Genomic DNA, 16,501 nt, shown 5'->3' with positions numbered 1-16,501 from the left:
GCTGTTGGTGTCCCGTCGCTCACATCTCGAACGACTCGTGATGGATACGGCGGGCGGGCACGCCCGCGTCGCGCAGTGCCTCGTAGACCGACTGGGCGAAGCCGGGCGGCCCGCACATGAAGACGTCGTGGTCGTCGATGTCCGGGATCTTGCGCTGGAGGGACTCCGCCGAGATGTCGGGGCGTTCCCCGTCCGGGCTGTTGACCGCGTACATCAGCCGGGCACCGCGCTCGTCGGCGATCTTGGCGAGCTCGCCCCACAGGGCCAGGTCCTGGGTCGTGTTGGCCCGGTAGAGAAGGGTGATGTCACCGGACGCGCCCGGCAGCGTCTCGAACAGCGCCCGCATCGGAGTGATGCCGACCCCGCCCGCGACCAGCAGCACCTTGCCCCGGCTGCGCCGCTGCGCGGTCATCGCACCGTACGGGCCCTCGGCCCACACCTTGGTGCCGGGCTCGAGATCACGCAGCCGGGAGGTGTGGTCGCCGATCGCCTTGACCGTGATCCGCAGCATGTCCGGGCGGGGCGCCGCCGAAAGCGAGTAGGGGTGGGAGCTGAAGCGCATGCCCGGCGCCTTGAACCGCCAGCGGAAGAAGTGCCCGGCCTCCGCGCCCATCCGGTGCAGCTTGCGCCCGCTGATCAGCACGGACACGATCCCCGGGGTCTCCTCGATGACCGCCGCGACCCGCATCCGGTGCCGCAGGTTGAGCCGGATCGGGGTGAGGATCCGGTACCAGACGACCAGCGCGGTCACCACGCCGTACAGCCCGTACCAGAAGGTCTTCGCGGCGGGCTCGACGGCGAACTCGTTGCCCGTGGTGATCTGGTGCCAGAACGTCAGGTAGACGGCCGCGTACGTGAGCAGGTGCACGTGGTACCAGGTGTCGTAGCCGATCAGGCGGCGGACCCCGCCGATCGACAGGATCCCGATGAGGAACAGCAGGCCCGTGCCGATGGCGGCCTTGCCCATGTCCGGCAGCTGGTTGATGGAGTCGGTCGTCTGCTGGACGATGTCGCCGAGTCCCTTGCCCGCCTGGAGGGCGTAGCCCCACATGATGAGGAAGACATGGGCGAGGACCAGGCAGAGCGTGTACCGGCCGGTCATGGCGTGCCAGCGTGCGACCCGGTCGGTGCCCACGCGGCGCTCCAGCGCGGGCACCCGGGCCATCTGGAGCACCACCAGCGCCATGAGGTAGCCGGCGAGCAGACCGGTGATCCGGCCCGCGGCCAGGATCTTGCTCGTGTTGTCCGCGAGGGACGGTGTGTTGTCCCACCACAGCCACAGCACGGCCGCGGCACCGGCCCACAGGGCGATCAGCAGCGGGACGGCCGGGGAGCGGCGCGGGCGGATGCGGCGCATCGTCTGGCGGCGGGCGGCACGTCCGCCTGCGAGCGTGGTGGTCACGGTTCCTCCGTGGGGACTTGACCCTTGGCCCACACATACGTGCCGCGACACGGGAGTGTTCAGCCGCGTGCCGAGTCGGATGCGGACAGGAGTGACCGCCGGTAACACTCGCGGCCGGTCGCCGGCCCGTCAGAGGCGGGTGACGGCCGTGCTCCCGCTCCGCGTCCCCACGGCGATGTGCGGCCGCCGCGCGGGGTCGGCCCAGCGCAGGATCCGCCGCATCGCGTCCTCGGAGACGGAGACACAACCGGCCGTCGCTCCCCGTCCGTTCACATGGAGGAAGATGCCCGCGCCCCGCCCCCGCACGGGACGCTCGTAGTTGAAGCCGATGACGAGCGCGTGCGCGTACTGCGCGCGGTACGTGATCAGGTGCTCGGACTCGGCGGCCCGGCAGTCGGCCGCGCGCGGCTCGGTCCAGCGGTTGTAGGAGCGGGAGTCGTTGTCCTGGCACCACCAGGAGGCCTGGTGCACCCGGCGGTAGGGGTAGGCCGTCCCGGTCGGCGCCGCCTTGATGCCGAAGGCGTACGGCAGGCCGTAGACGCCGGTGGGTGTGGTGTTCGTCCCCTGCTTGCGCGAGGCGCCGGCGGCGAGCCCCTTCGCCCCGAACCGGGCGGGTGCGGAACCCCTCTTCACCCAGCGCCCGCCCTCGCGGTTCCACCAGGTGACCGTGCCCGTCGTCGAGGCCCGTTCCGGGGCCACCGCGGTGATCAGCTGGGTGCCGCCCCCGGTGTCCGCCATCCGGGCCGGCAGCGGCGGCGCGGGGGCGGGCGGCCCGGCGCCGAGCACGACCAGGGCACAGAGGGCGAGGGCGACGGCACCGGGACGCATGCCTCAGACGGTAGAGGGAGGCAGCGGCAGCGGCAGCCCGGGTCGTCCGTCCAGGCTGCTGGCGATGCGTCCTTCTCGGTGAAGCAGGCGCTCAGGGACGCGTCGTCCTCGGCAGGCGAAGCGACCATCGCCCATCTGCGGGAGAACGGGCGGATCACATCGACCCGACGCCGCACGGTGTGCGGGCGGTCATCGTGGTCACCGCCGCACTCGTCCGCGACACCTGCGGCTACGGGGCGGGGTCCGGTCACCTCTGCCGGACCCCGCGGGCAGGCGTCCGCGTGGCCGCCCCGGCCGGCGCTCACACGGGGCGGCCACAGCGCCTGTCACCTCACTTGGTGAGTGTGCAGGCGGCCAGGGAGTCCAGGCCGGCCGGCTTCTCGGCCGTGCGGCCGATGGCCGTGGCGATGCGGTTGACGGTGGAGATCCGCTTGTCCTCCAGCGGGCCGAGGATGGCGTTCTGGACGAAGTCGGGCCCGCCCTGGCCGACCGTGTCGACCAGGCGCTTGTTGGCCTCCTGGATCTGGGTGTTCAGCTGGGCGAGGTTGCTGTCGACCTCCGCCTTCGCCGAGCCGGGGACCGCGGGCAGCCGGCCGGTGACGTCCGGGCACGAGATGGTGCCGGGGCCGGCCAGCGTCCGGGCGTTCGTGGCGCCGCTGTCGGGCGTCTCCCCGGCGAGGGCGAAGCCGGCGATCACCGTGCCGGACAGAGCCACCGCGGCGGCGCCGCCGATGAACGTGACGCGACGCTTGTTGTACTTCGGAAGAGCCCTGGACATGCGGATGCCTCACTAGGGGTCGGGGGTGTCGTCGGTGTCGTCACGCGGCGCCTGCGTTCGGCGAGAGGTACGGGTAAGCGGTTTCCCGCGTTCAAGGAATCTTCAAATTCCTCTCGCCCGACCGGAAGCGGCCGGCCGGCCGGTCGCCCGACCTGAGCCGCTACACCCAACCGGGGGTTGTGCGCTGATCCGCGCCGGATTGACGAATCATGCAGAGCTCTGCATACTCATGCATGTCGGTGATCTGCCCTGAGCAGTAGCGTGATGACCGTCTCCACGCCCCCGGGCGGGAAGGCGGTGGCACATCCACACCCATTGAGGAGCGCAGCAGGTGAGCAGCAACAGCGGTGATGTCCGGCTCTGGGGCGGCCGTTTCGCCGACGGTCCCGCCGAGGCCCTGGCGAAGCTGTCCGCGTCCGTCCACTTCGACTGGCGCCTCGCGCCCTACGACATCGCCGGTTCGCGTGCCCACGCGCGCGTGCTGCACAAGGCCGGCCTGCTCACGGCCGACGAGCTGACCCGCATGATCGCCGGGCTGGACCAGCTGGAGGCGGACGTGGCCCACGGTTCCTTCGTGGGCACCATCGCCGACGAGGACGTCCACACCGCCCTGGAGCGCGGCCTGCTGGAGCGCCTCGGTCCCGACCTCGGCGGCAAGCTGCGCGCCGGCCGCTCCCGCAACGACCAGGTCGCGACGCTCTTCCGCATGTACCTGCGCGACCACGCCCGGATCGTCGGCGGCCTGATCGCCGAGCTCCAGGACGCGCTGATCGGCCTCGCCGAAGCCCACCCGGACGTGGCCATGCCCGGCCGCACGCACCTCCAGCACGCCCAGCCAGTCCTCTTCGCCCACCACGTCCTGGCCCACGTCCAGTCGCTCTCCCGGGACGCGGAGCGGCTGCGCCAGTGGGACGCGCGCACGGCGGTCTCTCCCTACGGCTCGGGCGCCCTGGCGGGTTCGTCCCTCGGGCTGGACCCGGAGGCGGTGGCGAAGGACCTGGGCTTTGAACACGGCTCGGCCGGCAACTCCATCGACGGCACGGCCTCCCGGGACTTCGTCGCGGAGTTCGCCTTCATCACGGCGATGATCGGGGTGAACCTCTCCCGGATCGCCGAGGAGGTCATCATCTGGAACACGAAGGAGTTCTCCTTCGTGACCCTGCACGACGCGTTCTCCACGGGCTCCTCGATCATGCCGCAGAAGAAGAACCCGGACATCGCCGAACTGGCCCGCGGCAAGTCGGGCCGCCTCATCGGCAACCTGACGGGCCTGATGGCCACGCTCAAGGCCCTGCCGCTCGCGTACAACCGCGACCTCCAGGAGGACAAGGAGCCGGTCTTCGACTCCATCGACCAGCTGGAGGTCCTGCTCCCGGCCTTCACCGGCATGATGGCCACCCTCACCGTCCACCGCGAGCGCATGGAGGAACTGGCCCCGGCCGGCTTCTCCCTCGCCACCGACATCGCCGAGTGGCTGGTCAAGCAGGGCGTCCCGTTCCGCGTGGCCCACGAGGTCGCCGGCGAGTGCGTGAAGGTCGCCGAGTCGCAGGGCAAGGAACTGGACGCCCTGACGGACGAGGAGTTCGCGAAGATCTCCGCGCACCTCACTCCCGAGGTGCGGACGGTGCTGAACGTCCCGGGCGCCCTGGCCTCCCGCGACGGCAGGGGCGGCACGGCCCCGAGCGCGGTCGCCGTCCAGCTGGCGGAGGTGAAGGCGGACGTGGCGGCCCAGCACGAGTGGGCGGTGGCCAAGGGAAGCGCCCTCTAGGGGCGCCGGGCTGTATTGATGTGCGGCTCCGCCGCGTGGGCGCGACAAGCCACGCCGAACCCGCACGCGCCAACCACCGCTCGAACCGAGCACTGATCGCGAGCGCCGAAGGTCATCGCGGGTACGTTGGTCGGAAGCCGTACCGGACCCGACCGAACGGAGCCCGCGATGCCCTTCGCTCGACTGGCAACCGCAACGACCCCCACCTGCCACATCGGACTGGGCCTCGCCGCCGTAGGGCGCCCCGGCTATATCAACCTCGGCCGGGACGAGGATCTCGGAGAGGACCGCAGCGCGCAAGCGCTGCGCACCCGCACCCATGAACTCCTCGACGCCGCCTACGCCCAGGGCGTCCGCTACTTCGACGCCGCCCGCTCCTACGGCCGCTCCGAGGAGTTCCTCGCCGACTGGCTGAGGGACAGGCCCGGCCTCGACGACATCGTCGTGGGCAGCAAGTGGGGCTACACCTACACCGCCGACTGGTCCACCGACGCCGAGCAGCACGAGGTCAAGGACCACACCCTCGCCACCTACGAACGGCAGCGCGCGGAGAGCGACGCGCTGCTCGGCGACCGGCTCGACCTCTACCAGATCCACTCGGTGACGCCGGACAGCCCGGCCCTCACCGACAAGGAACTGCACGCGAAGCTCGCGGAAGCCGCCGCGCAGGGCCTGACCGTCGGCTTCTCCACCAGCGGCCCCGCCCAGGCGGACGCGATCCGTGCCGCCCTCGCGGTGACGGTCGACGGCGAACCCCTCTTCCGTACCGTGCAGTCCACGTACAACGCGCTGGAGACCTCCGCCGCCCCGGCCCTCGCCGAGGCGCACGACGCCGGGCTCACCGTGATCGTCAAGGAGGGCATGGCCAACGGCCGGCTCGCCGGGCCGCACGCCCCGGACGTCGTCAAGGACATCGCCGAGCGGACCGGGCTGGGCTGCGACGCCGTCGCCCTCGCCGTGATCCTCCGCCAGCCCTGGGCCGGTGTCGTCCTCTCCGGAGCGGCCACCACCAACCAGCTCGCCTCGAACCTGCACGCGGCCGTGGTCGACCTCGACGACGACCAGCTGACCCGCCTCGCCACGCTGGTGGAGGAACCGTCCGTGTACTGGGAGCGCCGCGCGCAGCTGCCCTGGCACTGATCACCGCCGCTTTGGCACCGACACGCCAGCCATGAGGCACGCACGCCCCATGTGAGACATTCATGTCTCACATGGAGTATCGTTGTCTCATGGCTGTCGATCCTGAGCAGGTGCTGCGCGCCGCCGCGGCCCTGCTGACCCGCAAATCCACCGCGACCATGGACGAGGTCGCCAAGGCCGCCGGTATCAGCCGGGCCACGCTGCACCGCCACTTCGCCGGGCGGGACGCCCTCGTCCGGGCCCTGGAGGCGCTCGGCATCGCGGAGTGCGAGGCCGCCCTGGACGCGGCCCGGCTCGATGAGGGCCCGGCGAGCGAGGCCGTGCGCCGGCTGGTCGGCGCCATGGAGCCCGCCGCCGGACTGCTCGCGTTTCTCTACACCGAGAACCAGCTGTTCGAGGGCGCAGAGCAGAACGCGGGCTGGGCCCTGATCGACGACCGGATCTCCGCGCTGTTTCGCCGCGGCCAGCTCAGCGGAGAGTTCCGTATCGACCTCACGCCCGCCTGGCTCACCGAGGCGCTGTACGGCCTGATGGCCTCCGGCGCCTGGATGGTGCACAGCGGCAAGGGCGCACCCAAGGACTTCCAGCACATGATCGTCGAGCTGCTGCTCGGCGGCGCACTCAGGAGAGAGGAATCATGACCAGCACCCTGCAGCCGGCGATGACGACGGAGGCGGTGAAGCGCCCGGGCCGCTGGCTCGCGCTCGGCGTTCTCGTGCTCGCCGTGCTGCTGGTGGCGGTCGACGCGACCGTCCTCGGTCTCGCGACCCCCTACATCAGCGAGGACCTGAAGCCCTCCGGCACGCAGTTGCTGTGGATCGGCGACGTCTACTCGTTCGTCATCGCCGGTCTGCTCGTCTCCATGGGTAGCCTCGGCGACCGGATCGGCCGCAAGCGGATCCTGCTGATCGGCGCGACGGCGTTCGGCGCGATATCCGTGTTCAACGCCTACGCCACGACACCAGAGATGCTGATCGTCGCCCGGGCGCTCCTCGGTGTCGCGGGCGCGACCCTGATGCCGGCCACGCTCGCCCTGATCCGCAACCTCTTCCACGACCCGCGTGAGCGCAGCCTCGCCGTCGGCATCTGGGGCGCCACCGCCTCCGCCGGTACGGCCGTCGGCCCGATCGCCGGCGGGTTCCTGCTGGAGCACTTCTGGTGGGGCTCGGTCTTCCTGATCAACCTGCCCGTGATGATCGTCCTGGTCCTCGTCGGGATCAAGCTGCTGCCCGAGTCGCGCACCGCGCATCCCGGCCCGTGGGACCTGGTCAGCGTGGTGCTGTCGCTGGTCGGCATGATCGGCGTCGTCTACGCCATCAAGGAGGCCGCCACCCACGGCTTCGCGTGGAGCGCCCTGGCCGCGGGTCTGCTGGGCGCGGCCGCCCTGTACGGGTTCGTCCGCCGCCAGCTCAGGCTGCCGACGCCACTGCTCGACATGCGGCTGTTCCGGCACCGCGGCTTCAGCGGGGCCGTGCTGGCCGACCTGCTGACCATCCTCGGCCTGTCCGGGCTGGTGTTCTTCCTCTCCCAGTATCTGCAACTCGTCCAGGGCAGGCGCCCGTTGGAGGCCGGGCTGGCCGAACTGCCCGCGGCGGTCGGCGCGGTGGTGGCCGGACTGGTCGCGGGGCGTGTGGCCCGGCGCTTCTCGGTGCGGGCGGTGGTCTCCGGCGGCCTCGCGGCGATAGGCCTGGCTCTGGCCGCGCTGACGGTGCTCGACCAGTCCACGGGCTATCCGCTGCTCGGGACGGCGCTGCTGGTGGTCGGCGTGGGCGCCGGCTTCTCGTTCACCGTGACGGCGGACGTGATCCTCTCCAGCGTGCCCAAGGAGCAGGCGGGCTCGGCCTCCGCCGTGTCCGAGACGGCGTACGAACTGGGTGCCGCGCTCGGTATCGCCGCGCTCGGCTCGATCGTGACCGGCGTCTACCGCGACTTCACCGGCCCCGCGGGCACACCGGCCGCGGCCCACGAGTCACTGGGCGGTGCCGTCGAGGCGGCCACGCGGATGCCCGCCCACAGCGCCGCGACCATGCTGGACGCGGCCCGCACATCCTTCGTCGACGGCCTGGCCCTCGCGGCGGGCGTGGGCGCGGCAGTCCTCCTGGCAGCGGCGGCGGCAGCGTGGTTCCTGCTGAGGGGCCAGCGGCTGGAGGACAGCGGAACGGAACACGCATAAGAACCACGCCCTCTCAGGGGCGCGGGGAACTGCGCAAAACAGGCACGTGGTCCTGCATGGCGACGCCCGAGGGGTCACGCCCCCAGGGGCGCGGGGAACTGCGCAAAACGGGGACGTGGTCCTGCATGGCGACGCCCGAGGGGTCACGCCCCCAGGGGCGCGGGGAACTGCGCAAAACGAACACGGGGTTCCACAGGGCCACGCCCTTGAGGTCACGCCTTAAGGGGCGCGGGGAACTGCGCGACAAGCCCCCACTCACCCGCAGCCGCCACGATCCCGGCAGCCCGACCCAGCAGCCGCGCCCCGGAAAAACCTACGCCGCTTCCTTCGCCTTGCTCGCGTACATGTCCACATACTCCTGCCCGGACAACCGCATGACCTCGGCCATCACCGAGTCGGTCACGGCCCGCAGCACATACCGGTCCCGGTCCATCCCCTCGTACCGGGAGAACTCCATCGCCTCACCGAACCGCACGGTGACCTTCCCCGGCCGCGGCAACCCCGCCCCACCCGGCTGCAGCTTGTCCGTGCCGATCATCGCGAACGGCACCACAGGCGCACCCGTCATCAGGGTCAGCCGGGCGATACCCGTCCGCCCCCGGTACAGCCGCCCGTCGGGCGACCGCGTCCCCTCCGGGTAGATGCCGAACATCCGGCCTTCCTCCAGCACCCGACGCCCGGTCATCAGCGCGGCGACACCACCCCGGCCACCGTCGCGGTCCACCGGGATCATGCCGACGCCGGTGAAGAACCACGCCATCAGCCTGCCCTTGAGGCCCTTGCCGGTCACGTACTCGTCCTTGCCGATGAAGACGACCTGACGGTCGCAGACCAGCGGCAGGATCATCGAGTCGATGAACGTCAGGTGGTTGCCGGCCAGGATGACCGGGCCATCGCCGGGAACGTGCTCCGCACCCTCCACCTGTGGGCGGAACATCAGGCGCATGGCCGGGCCGAGCACTGCCTTGATGAACGCGAAGCGGGACAACGGGCCCTCCGGTGTCAAGGGATTCTGTATGAGTCTGTGCAGGTGAGGACGATACTCGTGGCCCCGGGCATCGCGCACATCGGGCACGGCCACTTCACCGAGGCCTTACGCACTGTTGACGCGTGTTTACCTGCGGTGGCGCACCGCCGATGAGGCGAAACACGTCCGACACGATGTGACGCACCTCGCCCCGGGGCTCACCGGACGCGTTCCCAGAACGGCCGGACCGAATCGAACAGAGGCGATGGACCGTCAACTCGTCCTGCTCACCAGCCACTACGACATCCGACATCACCCGCGTGTTCGGCCCGGGGTCTCCCACTCGTCATGTACGCGCCCCTACGATCGGCCCGCACTGACGAGCCGAACGGCCAGGGAGGGCGCTCATGGGAACGCAGGAGTCGAACGAAGAAACGAGCCGTACCGGACGGCGGGCCCTGCTCGGCGCGGCGGTGCTCGGCGCCGGGGGAGCGGTCCTCGGCATGGGCGGCACGGCGCGTGCCGACGCCGCCCGGCACGGGGGCGGCGTGCGGAGCCTGCCCAAGCCGACGATCATCGGCCACCGCGGCGCCAGCGGCTACCGCCCGGAGCACACCTTCGGCTCGTACCAGCTGGCCCTCGACCTGGGCGCCGACATCGTCGAGGCGGGCGACCTGGTCCCGACGAAGGACGGTCACCTGGTCTGCCGCCACGAGCCGGAGATCGGCGGCACCACGGACGTCGCCGACCACCCCGAGTTCGCCGGCCGCAAGAAGACCACACTGCTCGACGGGGTCTCCACCACCGGCTGGTTCACCGAGGACTTCACCCTCGCCGAGCTGAAGACGCTGCGAGCGGTCGAGCGCATCCCGGCCAACCGCCCGCACAACACCCTCTACAACGGCCGCTGGGAGATCCCCACCTTCGAAGAGGTCCTCAGGTGGCAGGACGAGCAGACCCGCGAGCGGGGCAAGCAGGTGTGGATCTACCCTGAGCTCAAGCACCCCACCTACTTCCGCAAGCTGGGTCTCCCGCTCGAGGAGCGTGTCGCCAAGCTGCTGCACAAGCACCGCAAGGACCGGCGCACCTCCCCGGTCATCCTCCAGTCCTTCGAGCCGACCAGCGTCCAGCGCCTGCACAAGCTCGTCGACAATCCGCTGGTCGTCCTGCTGTCCTCGGCGAACTCCCGCCCCTGGGACTTCGTCGAGACCGGCGACCCGCGCACGGTCGCCGATCTGGTCAAGCCGGCCGGCCTCAGGGAGATCGCCTCCTACGCGCAGGGCATCGGCCCGACCCTGGACCTGGTCATTCCGCGCGACGCGCAGGGCAACCTGACCCGGCCGACGACCCTCGTCTCCGACGCGCACAAGGTGGGCCTGATCCTGCACCCCTACACCATGCGCAACGAGAACCCGTTCCTGCCCGCGAACTTCCGCAGGGGCACGGACGCGGACGCCTACGGTGACGTCTTCGGCGCGTACAAGGCGTACTTCGCGACCGGCATCGACGGCGTCTTCACCGACCAGCCCGACACGGGTCTGCTGGCCCGCCAGGACTTCAACGGCTGAGCACCGTCAACATCCGGGCTCACACCGCCCGGTCGAGTGAGATTCGGCCGCCCGGGCAACCCGCCGCCCGGGCGGCCGCGTCGCTCCGCATATGACGCACGACCTGGTCACCGCCCTGCGCCCGCTCCTCACCGCCGAGGCCTCCGCGGAGGCATATTCCACCGGGACCGAGCCGGGCGACCTGGAGCAGGCGGTCTGGCTCCGGCTCCTGGAGCGCCTCGACGCCGAGGATCCGCCGACCGACCCCGAGCAGTGGCTCCGCCGTGCCGTCCGCTCCGAGGCGCGCCGCACCCGCCGTACCAGCCGCCTCGAACGGCCGTACGCCGCCGAACCGGTCGACGCCGGGGAGTGCGATCCCGAACAGCTCGCCCTCGCCGCGGCCCGCGGCCGGGCCCTGCGCGAGGCCGTGCGCCGCCTCCCGGGCCGCTGTCCCCGGCTGATGGAGGCCCTGCTCTCGCCGGAGGACCTGACATACCGGGAAATCGCAGGGGAGTTGGGTATCTCACAGGGGAGTCTTGGCCCGGAACGTTCCAGATGCCTGGGATGTCTCCGGAGATTGCTCTCACCGGAGGTTGCGGCCCGCTGAGGACGGGGATAGGAGTGGGGAACGACAGGTGATCAGATGAGCGGGAGGCGTGCGCACATGGGCATGAGCGTGACCATCTCTGCGGCGACCGAGCAGGACGCGGAGCAGATCTTCAGACTGCAGTACCTGTGCTTCCAGTCGGAGGCGGCGCTGTACGGGAACTACCGCATCGACCCGCTCGTCCAAACCCTCGACTCGGTCCGCGAAGAGGTCGCGCGCGACTGTGTCTTCGTGGCCCGGCTCGGCGAGGAGGTCGTCGGCTCGGTCCGCGGCGCGGCCACCGAGGACGGCGCCGCCGCGATCGGCAAGCTCTGCGTCCACCCCCGCCTCCAGGGCCACGGCATCGGTGCCCGACTCCTGCGGGCAGCCGAATCCGCCCTCGCCGGCCAGCACGGCGCCACCCGCTTCCGCCTCCACACCGGTCACCGCAGCGAGGGCAACCTCCGCCTCTACCGCAAGGTCGGCTACGAGACGGTGGGCACGTCCCAGGGCGCCGACGGCGTACCGATGATCGTCCTCGAGAAGCCGGCGAGCACGTACGCGGCGACGGCGTGAGGATCGGCCCCCACTAGGGGCGCGGGACTGTGTCCATATGCGGCTCCGCCGCGTGGGCGCGAGCAACCACATCCGGCCCGCGGCCGCCTGACGCGTCTCAGGCGGCATCCTCCTCGGGCGCACCCTAGCGATCCTCCGGCGCACCCTTGCGCAGCCAGAAAATGGCGGAAACCGGCAAGATCACCGGAATGAAGAGATACCCCATCCCGAAGTCCGACCACACGGTCGCGTCCGGGAAGGCGGACGGCTCGACCAGGGTCCAGGTCCCCACCGTCAGCACCCCCACCAACTCGGCGACACAGCACGCCAGGGCGACCCTGCGTGCCGTCTCCCCACCCCGCACCAGCGTGTACGTGATGAACCCGTACACGACACCGGCCACCGCCGACAGCGCGTACGCGAGCGGCGCCCGGTCGAACTCCGTCGCGATCTGATACGCGGACCGCGACACCGCCCCCACGACCATCACGCCGTACAGCCACACCAGCAGCGTGCCCGGACCGCTGATCAGCCGGCGCCGGTTCACCTCAGCCTCCCCAGATGTCATGGAGGCGCACCTCCAGCACCGCCAGCACGACACCGCCGGCGGCGACCGTCACCGAACCCCAGCGGCTCCGCTCGGCCAGCGACATGAACCCGGCGGCCGGGACGCACGCGAACGCCCCCAGCAGATACGCCACGAAGATCGTCGTGCCCTGCTCCGGCTTCTCGCCCTGCGCGAGCAGCACGATCCCCACCACCAGCTGGATCAGCGACAGCAGCGTCACTGCGGCCATCCCGGTGAAGTGCCAGTCCTTCGTCGGCTGGTCGCGGTAGGCCGCCCAGCCGCACCAGGCGGCGAGCAGCAGCGCGGCGACGCCGGTCACCAGCGTCAGGGCATCAAGCATGCTGCGACCTTATTACGGCCGAAAAGGCCCGATGCTTCCGGCCCTGGCCTGCACCGTAGGGTCGGGGGCATGACGATCCACGCCCAGGCCCTGCTCTTCGACAACGACGGAACCCTCGTCTCCTCCCTCGCCTCGGTGGACCGCTGCTGGACGCGGTGGGCCGGGGAGTACGGGATCACGGCCGAGGAGTTCGCGAAGGTCGAGCTGCACGGCCGGCCGGCCGCCGAGATAGCCGCCGACCTGCTGCCCGCCGAGCTCGTGCCCGAGGCCGTCGCGCGGATCGAGGACCTGGAGGTGGACGACGTACCGAACGACGGGGTGCGCCTGCTGCCGGGCACCCGGGCCTTCCTCGACGTGCTGCCCGCCGAGCGCTGGGCCGTGGTCACCTCCGCCACCCGGCGGCTGGCCGAGGCCCGGCTCGACGCCGTGGGCATCCTGCCCAAGACCCTCGTCGCCGCGGACGACATCACGCGCGGCAAGCCCGACCCCGAGCCCTACCTGCTCGCCGCCCGCGCGCTCGGCGTCGACCCCGCGCACTGCGTCGTGTTCGAGGACGCCCCCGCGGGCCTCGCGGCCGGACGCGCCGCCGGCATGACCACCGTGGCGTTGACCACAACCCACCAGGCCCACGAACTGCGCGCCGATCTCATCGTCGAGAACCTGTCGGCCCTGTCCGCACTGGTCACCGACCAGGGCGTGGAGATCTCCCCGCGCCGCTGACGGGCCGCGATACCGTCCACCGCTGTCCAGCATCCGGACAGCGGAGGGCCGGTCAGGACCGTACGCATGTTTTACTGACGGCATGACCACGACGAGCGACCGCATCCCCGCGACCGAGGCGACCACGACGCCCGGTGCTCGTTGTATGTGTCGAATGTGCGCCTTCTAGAGGGCCCCTGCACCACCCCTGAGCTCGCGCCCCGAAGCGAGACGCGGCCCGTCCGCACGCCCTGAGCGCCGCGTGACCCGAAGCCGCCCCGCGCACATGTTCTCCCCGGTTCCACCCCTCCAGCGAGAACCGTGTCGCGTCCCTGACCGAATGCACCTGTGCCCGGGCACACCCACGCCCGCGCACTCGACAGTGACGGAATCCCAGTGATCACCACCTCGGGCCTGACCAAGGTCTACCGTGCACGCGGCCGCGAGGTCACCGCCCTGGACGGCGTCGACCTGCACGTCCGCGAAGGCGAGGTGTACGGCGTCATCGGCCAGTCCGGCGCCGGCAAGTCCTCGCTCATCCGCTGCGTCAACCTGCTGGAGCGCCCCACCTCCGGCACCGTGACCGTCGCCGGGCAGGACCTCACCGCCCTGGCCGGCCGCGGCCCGCGCGCCGGGAAGGAACTGCGCCGGGCACGCAGCCGCATCGGCATGGTCTTCCAGCACTTCAACCTGCTGTCCTCCCGGACCGTCCAGGACAACGTCGAGCTGCCACTGGAGATCCTCGGGAAGTCAGGGCGGGAACGCTCCCGCAAGGCGCTGGAGCTGCTCGACCTGGTCGGCCTCGCCGACAAGGCCTCCTCCTACCCCGCGCAGCTCTCCGGCGGCCAGAAGCAGCGCGTCGGCATCGCCCGCGCCCTCGCCGGCGACCCCAAGGTGCTGCTCTCCGACGAGGCCACCAGCGCCCTCGACCCCGAGACCACCCGCTCGATCCTGGCGCTGCTGCGCGACCTCAACCGCCAGCTCGGCCTGACCGTCCTGCTCATCACCCACGAGATGGACGTCGTGAAGTCGGTCTGCGACTCGGCCGCGCTGATGGAGAACGGGCGCATCGTCGAGTCCGGCACGGTCAGCGAGCTCCTCGCGACTCCAGGCTCCGAACTCGCCTCGGCGCTGTTCCCGCTCGGCGGCGAGGCCTCCGGCGAGGACCGCACGGTCGTCGACGTCACCTTCCAGGGCGAGAGCGCCACCCAGCCCGTCATCTCGCAGCTCGCCCGCACCTACAACATCGACATATCGATCCTCGGCGCCGCCATCGACACCGTCGGCGGCCTCCAGGTCGGCCGGATGCGCATCGAACTGCCCGGCCGCTACGAGGACAACGTGGTGCCCATCGGCTTCCTGCGTGAGCAGGGCCTCCAGATCGACCTCCCGGGCCACGAGTCCGAACTGGTGAAGGAAGGTGCGAAGTGACCTGGTCCGAGATGCAGCCCCTGCTGGAGCAGGCGTGTTGGGACACCCTCTACATGGTCGGCTGGTCCACGCTCATCGCCGTCGTCGGCGGACTGCCGCTCGGCGTCCTGCTGGTCCTGACCGACCGCGGCGGCCTGCTCCAGAACCTCGCCGCCAACAAGATCATCGGGCAGGTCGTGAACATCGCCCGCTCGCTGCCGTTCATCATCCTGATGGTCGCGCTGATGGGCTTCACCCGCTCGATCACCGGCACGACCATCGGCGTCGAGGCGGCCATCGTGCCGCTCGCCGTCGGCGCCATCCCGTTCTTCGCGCGCCTGGTCGAGACGGCCGTCCGCGAAGTGGACCACGGGCTCGTCGAGGCCGTGCAGTCCATGGGCGGCAACACCTGGACCATCGTCCGCAAGGTGCTCGTCCCCGAGTCCCTGCCGTCGCTGATCTCCAGCACCACCACCACGATCGTCGCCCTCATCGGCTACTCCGCCATGGCGGGCACAGTCGGCGCCGGAGGCCTCGGAGACATCGCCATCCGCTACGGCTACCAGCGCTTCGAGACCCAGCTGATGTGGATCACCGTCGCGATCCTCGCCGTCGTCATCTCCGTCATCCAGTTCGCCGGCGACTACGCGGCCCGCTCCCTGCACCGCCGCGGCGCCCACTCCGGCCCCGCCCCCAAACTGCGGCTGCTCAAAGCCGCTTCCTGATCTCCTCGTCCACCCACGACGAGGTCGCACCACTCGCAAGGTCATAAGGAAAGGCACTTTTCGTGCGTAACACCGCCAAGATCACCACCGCCGTTCTCGCCGCCGGAGCCCTCACCCTCGGGCTCAGCGCCTGCGGCGCGGACAGCTCCGACACCGACGGACCCCTGATCGTCGCCGCCAGCCCCGTCCCGCACGCCGAGATCCTCACCTTCGTCAAGGACAACCTGGCGAAGAAGGAGGGCCTCGACCTGCAGGTCAAGGAGTTCACCGACTACGTCACGCCGAACACGGCGACGCAGGACGGCTCCGTCGGCGCCAACTACTTCCAGAACAAGCCGTACCTCGACGACTTCAACAAGAAGAACGGCACCGACATCGTGCCCGTCGTCACGGTCCACCTGGAGCCGCTCGGCCTCTACTCCCACAAGGTCAAGAAGGCCGACGACCTGAAGAGCGGTGCGACCGTCGCCATCCCCAACGACACGGTCAACGAGGCACGCGCCCTCAAGCTCCTCGCCGCCAACGGGCTCATCACCCTCAAGGCCGGCGTCGGCAACGAGGCGACCCCCTCCGACATCACCAAGAACCCCAAGAACCTCACGTTCAAGGAGCTGGAGGCGGCCCAGACCCCGCGCTCCCTCGACGACGTGGACGCCGCCGTGGTCAACGGCAACTACGCCATCGAGTCCGACCTCGAGCCCTCCAAGGACGCCCTCGTCCTGGAGTCCCCGGAGAACAACCCCTACGGCAACTTCCTCGCCGTGAAGAAGGGGAACGAGGACGACCCGCGCGTGAAGAAGCTCGCCAAGCTCCTCACCTCGCCCGAGGTCAAGAAGTTCATCAAGGACAAGTACGCCGGCTCGGTGCTCGCCTCCTTCTGACCCCACGCCCGGCACCCGCGCACACGGGGCCCTTCCCCCGCCCGGTGGGAAGGGCCCCGTGGTGCGGATCAGTGCTTTCATGCTGCATGCTGGGCAGTTCAGCATGCCCTGAAGGTTCACCGAAGGTTACGGAG

Annotated in this window: 17 protein-coding genes and 2 pseudogenes; 12 read left to right on the top strand and 7 right to left on the bottom strand. The window is 70.7% G+C overall.

What is annotated here, in order from left to right; translation table 11 throughout:
• Positions 1-19: 19 nt before the first annotated feature.
• From IGS69_RS05590 to IGS69_RS34535, 3 genes and pseudogenes are all read right to left on the bottom strand, one after another.
• Entirely contained in the window at positions 20-1,402 is a 1,383-nt protein-coding gene (locus IGS69_RS05590) for a ferredoxin reductase family protein (protein ID WP_190897453.1), read from the bottom strand.
• Between the two features lie 129 nt (positions 1,403-1,531).
• Complete coding sequence (locus IGS69_RS05585) at positions 1,532-2,230, bottom strand: L,D-transpeptidase family protein (protein ID WP_190897452.1); 699 nt, start codon at positions 2,228-2,230, stop codon at positions 1,532-1,534.
• Positions 2,231-2,233: 3 nt separating this feature from the next.
• Positions 2,234-2,340: pseudogene (locus IGS69_RS34535) on the bottom strand (pyridoxamine 5'-phosphate oxidase family protein); the annotation flags it as partial.
• Between the two features lie 21 nt (positions 2,341-2,361).
• On the opposite strand from IGS69_RS34535, the pseudogene IGS69_RS35170 reads away from it, so the two are divergent.
• Positions 2,362-2,463, top strand: a pseudogene (locus tag IGS69_RS35170) (pyridoxamine 5'-phosphate oxidase family protein); the annotation flags it as partial.
• Positions 2,464-2,561: 98 nt separating this feature from the next.
• Here the strand turns inward: IGS69_RS35170 and IGS69_RS05580 are convergent.
• Positions 2,562-3,008: a hypothetical protein gene (locus IGS69_RS05580; protein ID WP_190897451.1), complete on the bottom strand. Its 447-nt coding sequence runs from the start codon at positions 3,006-3,008 to the stop codon at positions 2,562-2,564.
• A 331-nt stretch (positions 3,009-3,339) separates the two neighbouring features.
• Here IGS69_RS05580 and argH point away from each other — a divergent pair, with 331 nt between their 5' ends.
• The 4 genes from argH to IGS69_RS05560 all read left to right on the top strand — a co-directional run bounded on the left by argH (position 3,340) and on the right by IGS69_RS05560 (position 8,089).
• Complete coding sequence (gene argH, locus IGS69_RS05575; protein WP_190897450.1) at positions 3,340-4,776, top strand: argininosuccinate lyase; 1,437 nt, start codon at positions 3,340-3,342, stop codon at positions 4,774-4,776.
• 168 nt (positions 4,777-4,944) lie between these two features.
• Entirely contained in the window at positions 4,945-5,916 is a 972-nt protein-coding gene (locus tag IGS69_RS05570; protein ID WP_190897449.1) for an aldo/keto reductase, read from the top strand.
• An 89-nt stretch (positions 5,917-6,005) separates the two neighbouring features.
• Positions 6,006-6,557, top strand: coding sequence for a TetR/AcrR family transcriptional regulator (locus tag IGS69_RS05565; protein WP_232543440.1), 552 nt, complete (start codon positions 6,006-6,008; stop codon positions 6,555-6,557).
• Positions 6,554-8,089 (top strand): MFS transporter, encoded by a 1,536-nt coding sequence (locus IGS69_RS05560; protein WP_190897447.1) that lies wholly within the window; start codon positions 6,554-6,556, stop codon positions 8,087-8,089. Before IGS69_RS05565 ends, IGS69_RS05560 begins: the two co-directional genes overlap by 4 nt.
• Positions 8,090-8,402: 313 nt before the next feature.
• Here IGS69_RS05560 and IGS69_RS05555 read toward each other — a convergent pair whose 3' ends face one another.
• Positions 8,403-9,077, bottom strand: a complete 675-nt coding sequence (locus IGS69_RS05555; RefSeq protein ID WP_190897446.1) for a lysophospholipid acyltransferase family protein — start codon at positions 9,075-9,077, stop codon at positions 8,403-8,405.
• 386 nt (positions 9,078-9,463) lie between these two features.
• Here IGS69_RS05555 and IGS69_RS05550 point away from each other — a divergent pair, with 386 nt between their 5' ends.
• From IGS69_RS05550 to IGS69_RS05540, 3 genes are all read left to right on the top strand, one after another.
• A complete protein-coding gene (locus tag IGS69_RS05550) occupies positions 9,464-10,624 on the top strand; it encodes a glycerophosphodiester phosphodiesterase (RefSeq protein WP_190897445.1) in 1,161 nt (386 codons plus the stop codon).
• A 91-nt stretch (positions 10,625-10,715) separates the two neighbouring features.
• Positions 10,716-11,210, top strand: coding sequence for an RNA polymerase sigma factor (locus IGS69_RS05545; RefSeq protein ID WP_190897444.1), 495 nt, complete (start codon positions 10,716-10,718; stop codon positions 11,208-11,210).
• Between the two features lie 57 nt (positions 11,211-11,267).
• Entirely contained in the window at positions 11,268-11,765 is a 498-nt protein-coding gene (locus IGS69_RS05540) for a GNAT family N-acetyltransferase (protein ID WP_190904385.1), read from the top strand.
• 124 nt (positions 11,766-11,889) lie between these two features.
• Here IGS69_RS05540 and IGS69_RS05535 read toward each other — a convergent pair whose 3' ends face one another.
• Both IGS69_RS05535 and IGS69_RS05530 read right to left on the bottom strand, forming a co-directional pair.
• Positions 11,890-12,312, bottom strand: coding sequence for a hypothetical protein (locus IGS69_RS05535; protein WP_190897443.1), 423 nt, complete (start codon positions 12,310-12,312; stop codon positions 11,890-11,892).
• The gene (locus IGS69_RS05530; RefSeq protein ID WP_190897442.1) at positions 12,293-12,652 is read right to left on the bottom strand and encodes a hypothetical protein; all 360 of its coding nucleotides are present in this window, start codon (positions 12,650-12,652) and stop codon (positions 12,293-12,295) included. The genes IGS69_RS05535 and IGS69_RS05530 overlap by 20 nt, the downstream gene beginning before the upstream one ends.
• 69 nt (positions 12,653-12,721) lie before the next feature.
• On the opposite strand from IGS69_RS05530, the gene IGS69_RS05525 reads away from it, so the two are divergent.
• The 4 genes from IGS69_RS05525 (at position 12,722) to IGS69_RS05510 (ending at position 16,367) form a co-directional block, all read left to right on the top strand.
• Positions 12,722-13,372: an HAD-IA family hydrolase gene (locus IGS69_RS05525; protein WP_190897441.1), complete on the top strand. Its 651-nt coding sequence runs from the start codon at positions 12,722-12,724 to the stop codon at positions 13,370-13,372.
• Positions 13,373-13,747: 375 nt separating this feature from the next.
• Positions 13,748-14,782 carry a methionine ABC transporter ATP-binding protein gene (locus IGS69_RS05520; RefSeq protein ID WP_190897440.1) on the top strand — a complete coding sequence of 345 codons (1,035 nt, stop codon included), beginning with the start codon at positions 13,748-13,750 and terminating at the stop codon, positions 14,780-14,782.
• On the top strand, positions 14,779-15,486 hold the full coding sequence (locus IGS69_RS05515) for a methionine ABC transporter permease (RefSeq protein WP_190897439.1): 708 nt from the start codon (positions 14,779-14,781) through the stop codon (positions 15,484-15,486). Before IGS69_RS05520 ends, IGS69_RS05515 begins: the two co-directional genes overlap by 4 nt.
• A 62-nt stretch (positions 15,487-15,548) precedes the next feature.
• A complete protein-coding gene (locus tag IGS69_RS05510) occupies positions 15,549-16,367 on the top strand; it encodes a MetQ/NlpA family ABC transporter substrate-binding protein (RefSeq protein ID WP_190897438.1) in 819 nt (272 codons plus the stop codon).
• Positions 16,368-16,501: the final 134 nt, after the last annotated feature.

Source organism: Streptomyces tuirus (assembly GCF_014701095.1).
GTDB classification, from domain to species: Bacteria; Actinomycetota; Actinomycetes; order Streptomycetales; family Streptomycetaceae; genus Streptomyces; species Streptomyces tuirus.
Note: the sequence above shows the minus strand (reverse complement) of the source record. Positions and strands in the feature narration are given on the sequence as shown.

Bases quoted from the DNA above. Each gene is read 5' to 3' on its own strand.
- IGS69_RS05585 (WP_190897452.1), bottom strand. From the start codon at position 2,230: ATGCGTCCCGGTGCCGTCGCCCTCGCCCTCTGTGCCCTGGTCGTGCTC.
- IGS69_RS05580 (WP_190897451.1), bottom strand. From the start codon at position 3,008: ATGTCCAGGGCTCTTCCGAAGTACAACAAGCGTCGCGTCACGTTCATC.
- IGS69_RS05570 (WP_190897449.1), top strand. From the start codon at position 4,945: ATGCCCTTCGCTCGACTGGCAACCGCAACGACCCCCACCTGCCACATC.
- IGS69_RS05565 (WP_232543440.1), top strand. From the start codon at position 6,006: ATGGCTGTCGATCCTGAGCAGGTGCTGCGCGCCGCCGCGGCCCTGCTG.
- IGS69_RS05560 (WP_190897447.1), top strand. From the start codon at position 6,554: ATGACCAGCACCCTGCAGCCGGCGATGACGACGGAGGCGGTGAAGCGC.
- IGS69_RS05550 (WP_190897445.1), top strand. From the start codon at position 9,464: ATGGGAACGCAGGAGTCGAACGAAGAAACGAGCCGTACCGGACGGCGG.
- IGS69_RS05545 (WP_190897444.1), top strand. From the start codon at position 10,716: ATGACGCACGACCTGGTCACCGCCCTGCGCCCGCTCCTCACCGCCGAG.
- IGS69_RS05540 (WP_190904385.1), top strand. From the start codon at position 11,268: ATGGGCATGAGCGTGACCATCTCTGCGGCGACCGAGCAGGACGCGGAG.
- IGS69_RS05535 (WP_190897443.1), bottom strand. From the start codon at position 12,312: ATGACATCTGGGGAGGCTGAGGTGAACCGGCGCCGGCTGATCAGCGGT.
- IGS69_RS05530 (WP_190897442.1), bottom strand. From the start codon at position 12,652: ATGCTTGATGCCCTGACGCTGGTGACCGGCGTCGCCGCGCTGCTGCTC.
- IGS69_RS05525 (WP_190897441.1), top strand. From the start codon at position 12,722: ATGACGATCCACGCCCAGGCCCTGCTCTTCGACAACGACGGAACCCTC.